The following is a 10,646-nucleotide window of genomic DNA, read 5'->3' on the forward strand; positions in this document are numbered from 1 at the left end:
ATGACATCGGCCACAAGGCGGACCTTGTTCACCGTCAGGTCGGCATCCTCCAGCCATTTGACCTTCTTGTCCTTATCCACCTCTTTCCGCGCCTCGCGCAGTTCCTTTGCGGCGCCCCAGCCGTCCTGGGCGATGATGAACACGTCATCCTGCATCACGCCCGACCAATAGGACATCAGGCGTTGATACGCCTCATACTTGTCGATCAGCGGCGCGTCGGCGAAACGCTCCAGCATATCCTCGGCGATGGTATGGATCAGTGCCTTGGGATTGTCGCCGATCTGGATGCCATCCAGCAGCGGGGCATTTGCGCCAGCCCAGCCGTCCAGGATTGCGTGGACGCGATCGCGGAAGACACCAAATTCGGGATGGGTGCGGATTGTGGTGCGCACATCCTCAGGTTCGACCAGCGGGTCGGAATATCCCAGGCGAGGGTTTGGCCCGAACAGGGTGCTGCGAACGCCCGGCATGACCTTCCAGAAATCGTCCAACAGATCCAGATCACGATCCGGCACACCGCCCTTCAGATGCGCCTCGATGTCCTGCAGATCCTCGGGATCGGAGCCGTCGATATAGCGCGGGATGTTCAGGTTGAAATCGTTGCGCGTGATATCGGCATAAGGAACGAGGCGCGAATAGCCCGAAATCTCCAGCTCCCGGGCATAGGCGTCGGTTATCTTGTGGATGTCGCGCTCCCGCAGGCGGTTCTTGTTGCCGTCCTTAATGAACCCGCGCGAGGCGTCGATCATGAAGACCGGGCGCTTCTCGCAAGCGCTGGATTTGTCCAGCACGATAATCGCAGCCGGAATGCCAGTGCCGTAGAAGAGGTTGGCAGGTAGCCCGATGATGGCTTTGACATAGCCACGTTTCAGGATCTTCTCACGCAGTTCGGCTTCTTTATTGCCGCGAAACAAGACGCCGTGCGGCAGAATGACCGCGCCCGATCCGGTGGCCTTCATTGAGGCGAGGATGTGCAGCAGAAACGCAAAGTCACCATTCTTCTCAGGCGGCATGCCGATGTCGAAGCGGCCAAAGCGATTGTTGGCGGAAAGGCCTGAACCCCATGCTTTAGTCGAGAACGGCGGGTTGGCCACGACAAAGTCGAAGGTTTGTATGGCTGTTTCGGACGCCTTGAACTGAGGCTCGGCGATGACGTCACCCTGGGCGATTTCGGCGTCCTCGCGGCCATGCATAATCATGTTCATCTTCGCGAGGCCGCGCGTAGTGATGTCGAACTCCTGGCCATAGATCGTCAGCTGGACGTTTGCAGCGTCTGCAGCCTTCAGTAGCAGTGATCCCGAACCACAGGTCGGGTCGTATACCGTCTGCTTGGGGCTGGTGGCCCGATTGACGCCGGCGACGGCAGCGACGACGCGCGATACCTCGGCCGGGGTGTAGAACTGGCCCTTGCTCTTGCCGGACTCAGTCGCGAAGTTCCGCATCAGGTATTCGTAGGCATCGCCCAGAATGTCGTCGCCGTCAGCGCGGTTGCGGCTGAAGTTTAGCTCCTCACGGCTGAAGATGTTAATCAGGGCAGTGAGGGTCTTGGTCTTCTTGTCGCCGTTGCCGAACTTTTCCGGGTCGTTGAAGAAAGCTCGGTCAATCACGCCTTTCAGGTCGTTGGCCTCCGCCAGCCTGGCAATCGCGACATCAATGCCTTCACCGATGTCCTTGTTGCCACGCAGCTTGCGGATGTCCTCGAACGAGCAGCCTTCGGGCACGTCGATCAGCGCATCCTTCTGGCCAGCCCGATCGGATACGTATTTTACGAACAGGAGGGTGAGGATGTAGTCCTTGTAAAGCGAAGCGTCCATGCCGCCGCGAAGCTGGTCGCAGCTATCCCACAGGGATCGGTAAATGTCGCTTTTCTTGATTGCCATGCTGCCCTCGTCTTCTGGGCAATTTAAGGTTCCTGCCCGTTTTGTCGTGCTTACAACAATCCTCTATGCGGATAAAGTTCAAGGCGCTTTCTGGCGGCTTTGGGGGACTGAAGACGCGCCCGTCAATCAGGCCCGTGCCCGATGCTGCTGCCAGTCCCGCAGGATGGAGCAGCAGTGACGACCAAAGGCTGACTGGCCATTATCCTTGGCAGCTGGATTCCACTTCACGGGCGAACGCTTGCAGGATCGACGTATCATCTACCTCGAACGGCGCTGAGGGCGTCAAACCAAAATCCGCAGGCTTGCGGTGCAGCCGGGGCATAACGTGGAGTTAACATGTGCGGTGGCTTCATCAAGTTAACTTTCTGCACAACCGGTAAGGTGCAAGCATTGATATCGTCCAGCCGTTAGACCCATGCACTGCTTTGGTATTACAGCCGGCGCAAGCCATCTCGGCCACAGTCCTCCCGCTTCATATGGCGGCCCTTTTTCTGCCAGGATCATCCATGGCATTCGGGCTCGATATCGCGCCGGAATGCGGCGAGGATTGCCGCGTCATCTTTCCCGAACCGCTCGGCGGGCTTGCCCCCTAAATCCACATGCGCCCTCGTCATCCAATACGCGAGCCTCATATTGCTGAAACCGGTCGGCCTGAGTTCCAGAATCGCGCCGACCACATCGAAAATCCGGCCGTTCAGCACGTCGAATTGGAAGAGCGGGAACATGGTCCTGTCGTTGTGAACCAGTGCAATAAGGATATCATCCCGCACTATGGCCTGCATAGTGCTTTCCGGATCATCCGTTTCGATGCGCAAGAGCGCGCAGGCCAGCGACGCGTCGATCAGCTCGAGGCTGGCAAGGAGCCGCTCCACGACTCTGGCTTTGTGGGAGGTGCTTTTTGTTGACATTCTATTTCCCCTTGGGAAGAGCGCGGTTCCGCATCTCGTTGAAAGTAAAGCCGGCTGGCAGCGTGACCTCGCCGACAGAGAGATAGCCGCCGATGCACTCAGGGCAGACATGCCGTCCCTCCGGCAGCCATCTGCTCATGGCCTCCCCCATGAGGACGATTGTCTCACCCGTCTTGGCCACGACGATCCGTCCCTTGCGCACCACGGCATGGCCGGAGACCAAGGCCGGATCGAGGATCCGGCCGCATCCCGCGCAGAGCACCGTGGGTCAGGCGCGACCGGGTTCGACCTGGTCCCAAAGAGGATTGACCGGAAGTTTGGCGCCACGTCGCTCGATCTCGGGCAATGTGACCGGCCGGAAATTCCAGACATCCACGCCGACGTTGACGCTGTTCCGGGAGCCCTGCCAGTTCTGGTGGACATGGCCGAAGAGCTGCAGCCCTTGGTGCCGAGCGCCGGGCCAGGTGATCATGGGATAATGACACAGAAACAGCCGCCGCTTATCGACGACAATATCGGCAGTTTCCGCGACGCTGTCCCAAGGTAGGTCGCAGACCCAATCCTCATCATGATTGCCGCGAATGAGGTGCTTGCGGCCCGGCAGCGCGTGGAAAATGCCCCGGACCTCGCGCCGCTGCGCATCGCTGGACCTGCCTGCGGTGACATCTCCCAGAATCCAGAGATCATCATCTGGCTGAACCCGTGCGCGGCACTCGGCCAGCAGGCGGGCGTTCATTGTGGCCACGTCCGGAAAGGGACGGTCACAGAAACCGATGATCCGGTCATGACTGTAATGTGGGTCTGCAGTGAACCAATGCATGTCATTCCTCCTGCTCGTGGCAGGCACGGTGCGCTGCATCGATCTCGCACACCCGGGCGATATATCTGACCAGAAGCTTCTGAAGCAGTTCCGGGTCGTTGATGTTGGCGAATCCCGGCACGGCGAACTGGAAGGAGCCCGCAAGCTTTGCCTTTCCACTCAGGGATTCAGCCAATTCGGTCTCGAGGGCGTCGATGGATCGGCCTAGCCGATACCAGCGCGATGCGGTCCGGGCCCAACCGGCATCGGGATCGATCGCGATCAGCTGTGAGGTGTGGATGCTTGCATTGCCGAGAAGCGGGTGGTTAGCCACCTCACCCCAAAGCAGGACATGACCGTCAGGCGAGATCGCCGCCTTCCAGTTCGACAGGACCGGCGCCTGCGCGAGATCTTCTTCGGTCGGCCCGGTCTCCGCGGCGGCAATGGCGCGCAGCACTTTATCGAACCAAGCGCGGTCCTCGGGTGAGAGTTTCATGGTGATGTTCTCCATTGCGATGGCATGAAGGGGGCGGCTGCGGTGAGGCCGCAGGCTGTTGGATTCAGGGAAAGATGAAGCTCGATGGGCTCGCTCAGTGGAGCACGGGCCCCTGTTCGAGATCGGCGGCGCGTTGCAGCATCCGCGTGGCGACCCGCAGGCTGAGATGATGCAGCCGCAAAAAAGGCTGTGCCAGAACCTCGCAGATCGCCTCGATAGAGGTCTCGGACAGGTTGCGCGTCGCGCCCTCGCGGCGGACGAAGGCCAAAAGTTCCGCGGTGGTGAGATGACGCAGCCGGATCGGCGGGCAGCGGCTGAGCAGCGGTTCCGGCAGCAGCCGATGATCGTTGGACGTCAGCACCCAGATCACCCAGCTCATATCGAACCTGACCTGGTAATAGGGGCAGCTCCAGCCTTGCGCGGTCAGTGGTTCCAGCAGCGGCAGAAGCGCTTCAGCCAGACCGAAGGCATGGCCCTTCATCGAAACCGCAGTGCCGGCCTTTTCGACCTCGTCCACTATCATGACCGGATTGGCGATGCGGTTTTGCAGCACGGTTTCGATCAGGCGGCCCGGGCAGGATCCGCCCCAACCTCGCTGAGAGCCGACGATGCCGAAGCTGGCATTCTCGCCTGTGGCCTCGATTGCGGAGGTTGGCGTGGACAGGAGCCTTCCAAGAATCCGGGCCAAATGGCTTTTCCCAATGCCGGGCGGACCATCGAGCAGGAGCGGCGGCAACCGCAGCCCGGGCCAACCCTCACGAACTGACCGACGCATTCCATGCCAGATGATCTCCGTGGCGGGAGCCATCCAGGGCGTCTCGTCGTGAAGCGCGGCTGCAATCTCATCAGCCCGGTGTTCATTGGGGATTTGGATCAGCCGGGCGCCGTCCTTCAGCACCTCCAGCCGCTCGCGGTCATCGCGCTTCAGATGTTCGAGGCCGGAGGCGGCTTTGCGGCGTTCCAGGATCTGCATGACCCGACGCTTGATACGGGCCTCGTCGTCGGGGCTGAACCTGATGAACCCCATCAGATCCGCATCCGCGATCTCGCCTGGCGCCTTGACCTCGTCGGGTAGGGCCAGAAGGTCTGGCGGAATCCTCCTGCAGCGCAGCTTGCGCAAATGCCGCATGAAGCGGGTTTCGAGCTCGATGCGGCCCTCATTTGGGCTGAAGAAGCGTGCTTCGATGAAGGGGATAATGGACATGGGAATACTCCGGGCATGAGGGGGCCGTCGGCCGGATGAGGTTCGGCCGCGGAGAAGCGTTGGGGGAATGACGATCAGGCGCCGGGGAAGATCAGGCCACTCAGCAGAAGTTTGGCCTCACCGGCCTCGGGCACCTCATGGGGATAGCCGAGCGAGACATTGACAACCGGCGCGCCGCTGATGCGGGCTGAGAACGGCCGGTGGGTATGGCCGAAGAACCAGTAATCGGGTCGGTGCGCGCCAATCCAACCGTCCAGATACGACGTGAAAGGTCGGCATCGGTGGCCTGACATCGACAAGGTCGTAGCATGTGGCCCGAGCAAAAATGTCGTCAAATCGATTATCAGGAGGCATGAGGTTACTCCCTTCTGGCAAGCAGCATGTGACAGGTCCGGGGCGATGCAGGCCCCAGCGGATTGTAAGGAGAAGCACAAGAATTCGATCACCGGCCGCAGGTCAGCCGGAGGTGTCTGGCAAACTCGGGGTGAAGCTCTGCATGGCCAGCTAGCTCAATCTCAACATTGCCACAAGCCGCGGCGACGTCAATGATTCGTTTAACAATAACATATAGTTACGGTTTTTCCAAATTCTCATCCTGGAATTGATTCATGCGAATCCGCTCAATGAAAAGACGCCGCAGGTGCACTAGAAGGCACCTTTTCAGTTGGTTGGGCGCTGGAAACGGCCTCGGTGCCCCGGTTCTGTATCTGGCTTTATGCGAAAGATGTTCGGCAGGTTCGAGACCGCCTCAGTTGGCACCTCAGGCTGTCTCCTCGCCAACGCGCTGATTCCAGAACAGCCGGTCTTTCGGAAACGCCGAAACGTAATGCTTGTTGAGGAAAGGGGACGCTAGGGCGGCCATTCCGGTCTTGTTCATCCAGCCCTGCACGAAATGCTCAACCGTGAGGATCTTGCCGCCGACCAAGTGGCATGCTTCGATGGCGCGGTTGGTGATCATGATCGCGAGACCCCAACGGAATCCTGCACCCGTGGCAAGGCGATGGTAAAAATCCTCGGTCGCCAAGGTCGGCGCCGGGTCAAGCCCGGCATCCAGCGCCATGTTCGAGACAAGTTCGTGCAACGTGTCAAAATCTTGAGGTAGGTCGATATCCTTGAGTTCCACCTCAGTCAGCAGCCGGAAAAGCTGTTCTTCCTCGTAGAGGTAACCATGAAGTTCAGGAACGCCGGAGAAGATCAGGATCAGAGGCCATTCCTCCGACTTCATCAGAGTTTTCAACGAATCCAGAATGGCAAGCTGTTCACGCTCAGATTTGCCGCGGAAAATGTGCTGCGCCTCGTCATAGTAGATTCCGACGACGCCTTGCCCTTTGGCCTGTTGAATGACCTTGCGCCAGATCTGGATCTGGGTGTTTCGGGCGGTGTCGGCCAGAGGATAGCCCAAGGCCGCGAGCGTCATGGTTCCGAGACCCTTCCAGCCACCCTTGGCATCCAACATGCAGGAAACGATTCGTGCCGTCCTGCCGTCGGGGAGGATGGGCCCGCTCGCATTGAAGCTTTTGATAATGTGGTTGACCTCGCTGGTTTTCCCGGCGCCGGACTTGCCGGTCACCAGAAGACCTTCGGTTTCGAACCGGGTCCCGCTGCGAAGGCCGCCCAGATGCCGGCTGAAGATCTGCGCCAGGGCTCGCTGGATCTTGGCTCCCCTTTCGAAAGGGTAGTGCCACAGGCCATTTTTGCTGGCGGTTTCGACAATTTCCTCAATGACGAAGGGATTGGTCACGATTGATCTCTTTCGATTTTACGGAACACCCGCTCCTTGGGAGCTTCCTGGGCGGCAGATTTGCGCTCGACGCATTGCGCCGCCGGAACGATGGGGAGGGCGGTGCTTGACGGGCCGCGATCCATCAGGTTCGGTCTAGGCGAAATTGGGCCGGGCGAGACCATTTCGACTGAAAGAAGCAGATCTGCCTGACGCTCGATGCGATCTAGAAGGGTCCAGCTTTCGGGGTGATTAGCCGGTGCGAAGAAACCTGACGCCATGGTTCGGCGCGCTACGGCATCTTTCAGATCGTTGTTCTCGATCCGGCGCTGGTCCGGTCGACGCTGAATGGTATCCGTGATCACATCGAGCATTTCGTTCAGCGTTAGATCGGCCAAGGCCGTCATCGTCAGATGGGCATCGATAACCTCGGTGCTGCCTTCGACCGTGATGCTAACTTGGCGCGGGAAATCCGGGTCGATATGAACATTGACCTTTTTGTTGGGCGATCTGTCGGCCCAATGCTGAAGCGCGGTCGAGTTGTAGGGAAAGCCAAATGGCTTCACCCCTTCGGAAGTGACGGTGAGCTGTTTTTTCAGCCCCAAGTGCAGCCGACGCTCGGATGGGCTGGGTGGTTCGATCGTCGGATAGTCGCGCAAAACCTCTTGGAGCTTTTGCTTCGGGGTGGCTCCGAACATTCCGGTGCCATTATGCGGCCGCAAAGGATATTCATCGATCATGTAACGGGTGATGATGCCGTAGACCGTGTCCGGGGTAAGGGACGCCGCCCTCATCGGATCATATCCTGGCAACTCTCCAGGGCGGCTCCCAACATATCCTGGAAGGAAGTTGAGGACATCCCACTGCAGCGGACCGAAAAAGCTTTCGACATATGGCTTGTCGGTAGCGTGGTAGGTCCTGCCATCGGAGACTCTGGAGCCGGTGCCAAGTTGCGCCGCACGAACGGCGCCATTCCGTAGGGCGGGGCCATTGTCTGCGTTGGCCGTCATGATGCGCACGGCCGGAGCAGGCGCCTGTGAACAACCATACTTGGCGGCTTCACGGGTTTTGTCGCGCATCGCCATGCGCAAAAGCTCGAGAGTATTGTCGGCGTTCGGGGTCTCTGACATCACCCAGGCGAGGGGCATGCGCGTCGCGATATCAAGCATAACCGAAAGCCAGCAGCGGAAGATTTCGTTCTTGTCCGGTTCGTCTTTGGCGTTTTTCTTTGGGATCTTTTTTACACTCACCCCACCGGTTGCGTTGCTCATGAGAGACAAAAGCACCTCGTCGCTCTCTACGCGCTCACCAAACATGAAGGCGCGAATGTCCGTCGAGCCAGCGCCCATCAAATTGGTGGCCTGACGGATGCCCTCGCGACCGATACATTTCTGCGTCGCAGACATTTTCTTGATGCGGGTGCGGATGGTCGTGATCGACGGGTAGCAGCTGAGCTGCTGCCAACCTTCAGCGGACTGCGCATATGCCTCCTTGGCCATGCGAAGGAGGGGCGCGACTTTGACTTTGACGGGTTTCAAGAGGTGCTCAAGGACATACTGAATGAAGCGTTCCTGGAACTGATCAAGCTTGTTTCTGGCCTCTCCTTGCGGTCCTTTCAGATGGTGCCTATCCATCAGCGCCACCGGGTTACGGTCAAAGCGCAGATAGAGCAGATAATCTTCCTGGAGGGTGCGTCCGCGCATGATCTTCAGGTCGCCAACGCACCGTCGCGCACGCTCGGGGCTGTAACGATGCTCATCCTCTAGAATGCGGCGTGCCAGACGGTGGATTTCGGCGACGGTATCCCGGTGATCGAGATAGCGTTGCGTCAGCTTCTGACCGCTTTCCTCGAGATGCGTCAGGGCGCGCATCACCAATTGGCGGTCGCGAACAAGCGTCTGTTGCTCCGCGGTCAACTGGTCGATCCTTTCGAAACCACCGGTGTAATCCAAGAGCGCCTTGCGCTTTTCGGCGTCCGCGGGCGTCACCACTTCGCAGCGCCCGGCGAGGATTGCCTCCTCGATACGGTCGCGGGTAAAACTGGTCTGCGTGCCGTCCTCGGCTTCCACGTCGATATCATCACGCGCAACGCCCACCACTTTCCAGCGGTGGCCGTCGAGGATCAACACGGATCCGCGCGGGATGTTATAGACGGGCCGGGCGGTCATTTTGTCGGCCAGACCCGCGAGTATTGATTGATGGCCGCGTCCCAGTTGGCAGTCAGAAGATTCTGGCCAATTAGGCGATAAATGGAATGCATGGCGTCAGATCCGGAAAGGTCGCGGCACGCGCTTACCAGATCCTTTGCCAAGCTGAAGGTGCGGGATCGTGCAATCTCGAAGACATACTGATTGGCATTTGGATCAGTATCCTGGCTCAGGTCCCAGATTCTGCGAAGATTATCCCGGCGGGCGCGACTGTAATGCTCACCGCTGGCAACAATAAAGCTGTCCCCCAGATCGGCCGGAATCGCGGCATAGATGGCGGCGATTTCGTCTGCGGTATTCTGATGCCGCAAACTCTCGTCGTTGCGGACAAAAAACAGGCGTCGATGGCCATCCCTGAAGGTCACGCGAAGATCGAAGTAATGCCGCAGGGGCCTGTCTCGATCCGTATGGTAGAACATCGGCGGAAGTTGCACCTCAAGATGGTAAAAATCAGGCGACAGCATGGCCTCGAGCGCGACAGCGCTTTCGAGCTCGCTCTCGAACAGGAAGACCTGCTGCACCCCATTCAGATGCGGCGTGGAAAACGTCATCGAGACACGGCGGGCGGAGTTGCTGCGGGTCAAAGGGTTGCGACTGCCCGCAAAGGGCAGCACCCCGTGGATCGGGTGGATTTCCAGCGGCGGCTGTTTCTGCAGCTTGTGCGGCGTCGGATCCCAATATTCGCGATTGAACATGACTTCTCCTGTCCCGGCCATGCTGAGGCTGACCGGGTGTAATGTCGATTTCAGGACCGAAAGCCGTTCTTGCCAGAGCCATTCTTGGCTTCTACGGTGGCAACACATACTGGGCGGCTTTCGCCCCAACTCAGGGCGCACCTTCGGGTGCGCTTTCTCTTTTCGGGTGTGGATCCTCTGCTGGTTCTCTTCTGAGGAGGAGACTCCGCTGAACCCGTGAAAATCCAAAGCAGAAAATGATCCCTCATCTTTGATGCAGTGGTAGATTCGAGTCAAGCTACTGATAAAGAACGTGAATTTGCGAAAAACGAAACTGTGGATGTGGGTGTAAAATTTGTTTGAGGCCGAGTTTCCAGTTGGCTATCGAAGAGCAGCAGAAAAAACTTTTGAGCCGGAATGACCGCCTTACCTCTGACTGTTGAGCACCGAGTGGGCGAGCCCGCATTCAGCCTCCTGTCTAGACTGGCGGCGCGCAATTTTTGCGCGACCGAGGAGTTCTGTCGCGATATGGGCATCGACTGGGCTGCAGTCGTAGCGGGCGAGCCGAGCAGCGTTGCGCATGTTGCCGATCTGTCCGGAGCTTCTGGCGAGATCTTGATGGCAACGTCGCCATGCCATCTCGACGCACGTAGAACCATGCTGCAGGGGATGGTCATCAACCGCGCGCGCCTGTCCGGGCATGACATGCGTTGTTGCCTCTCCTGCCTTGCCGAAGATGCCGCCGAACAGGGCAGCCA

General features: G+C 59.0%; 10 protein-coding genes. 1 reads left to right on the forward strand and 9 read right to left on the reverse strand.

Features of this window, described 5'->3' with window-relative positions:
• From RTS12_RS18090 to RTS12_RS18130, 9 genes are all read right to left on the reverse strand, one after another.
• Positions 1–1,880, reverse strand: a 1,880-nt coding sequence (locus RTS12_RS18090; protein WP_312531006.1) for a class I SAM-dependent DNA methyltransferase, incomplete at its 3' end; no start/stop codon positions are given.
• A 500-nt stretch (positions 1,881–2,380) separates the two neighbouring features.
• Positions 2,381–2,788, reverse strand: a complete 408-nt coding sequence (locus RTS12_RS18095) for a hypothetical protein (protein ID WP_312531008.1) — start codon at positions 2,786–2,788, stop codon at positions 2,381–2,383.
• 268 nt (positions 2,789–3,056) lie between these two features.
• Entirely contained in the window at positions 3,057–3,608 is a 552-nt protein-coding gene (locus tag RTS12_RS18100) for a metallophosphoesterase (protein WP_312531009.1), read from the reverse strand.
• A gap of 1 nt (position 3,609) precedes the next feature.
• On the reverse strand, positions 3,610–4,098 hold the full coding sequence (locus tag RTS12_RS18105) for a DUF6634 family protein (RefSeq protein WP_312531011.1): 489 nt from the start codon (positions 4,096–4,098) through the stop codon (positions 3,610–3,612).
• Positions 4,099–4,177: 79 nt separating this feature from the next.
• Positions 4,178–5,287, reverse strand: a complete 1,110-nt coding sequence (locus RTS12_RS18110) for an AAA family ATPase (RefSeq protein ID WP_312531012.1) — start codon at positions 5,285–5,287, stop codon at positions 4,178–4,180.
• Between the two features lie 74 nt (positions 5,288–5,361).
• Positions 5,362–5,580: a hypothetical protein gene (locus RTS12_RS18115; RefSeq protein ID WP_312531013.1), complete on the reverse strand. Its 219-nt coding sequence runs from the start codon at positions 5,578–5,580 to the stop codon at positions 5,362–5,364.
• A 467-nt stretch (positions 5,581–6,047) separates the two neighbouring features.
• Positions 6,048–7,028: an ATP-binding protein gene (locus RTS12_RS18120; RefSeq protein ID WP_312531014.1), complete on the reverse strand. Its 981-nt coding sequence runs from the start codon at positions 7,026–7,028 to the stop codon at positions 6,048–6,050.
• Positions 7,025–9,175, reverse strand: coding sequence for a hypothetical protein (locus RTS12_RS18125; RefSeq protein ID WP_312531015.1), 2,151 nt, complete (start codon positions 9,173–9,175; stop codon positions 7,025–7,027). The genes RTS12_RS18120 and RTS12_RS18125 overlap by 4 nt, the downstream gene beginning before the upstream one ends.
• Positions 9,172–9,909 carry a hypothetical protein gene (locus RTS12_RS18130; RefSeq protein WP_312531016.1) on the reverse strand — a complete coding sequence of 246 codons (738 nt, stop codon included), beginning with the start codon at positions 9,907–9,909 and terminating at the stop codon, positions 9,172–9,174. Before RTS12_RS18130 ends, RTS12_RS18125 begins: the two co-directional genes overlap by 4 nt.
• Before the next feature lie 396 nt (positions 9,910–10,305).
• Between RTS12_RS18130 and RTS12_RS20815 the strand changes: the two genes are divergently transcribed.
• On the forward strand, positions 10,306–10,646 hold a 341-nt coding region (locus tag RTS12_RS20815), incomplete at its 3' end, for a TniQ family protein (protein ID WP_409455709.1).

The sequence above is a fragment of the Paracoccus sp. (in: a-proteobacteria) genome (assembly GCF_032007265.1).
Taxonomy (GTDB): Bacteria; Pseudomonadota; Alphaproteobacteria; order Rhodobacterales; family Rhodobacteraceae; genus Paracoccus.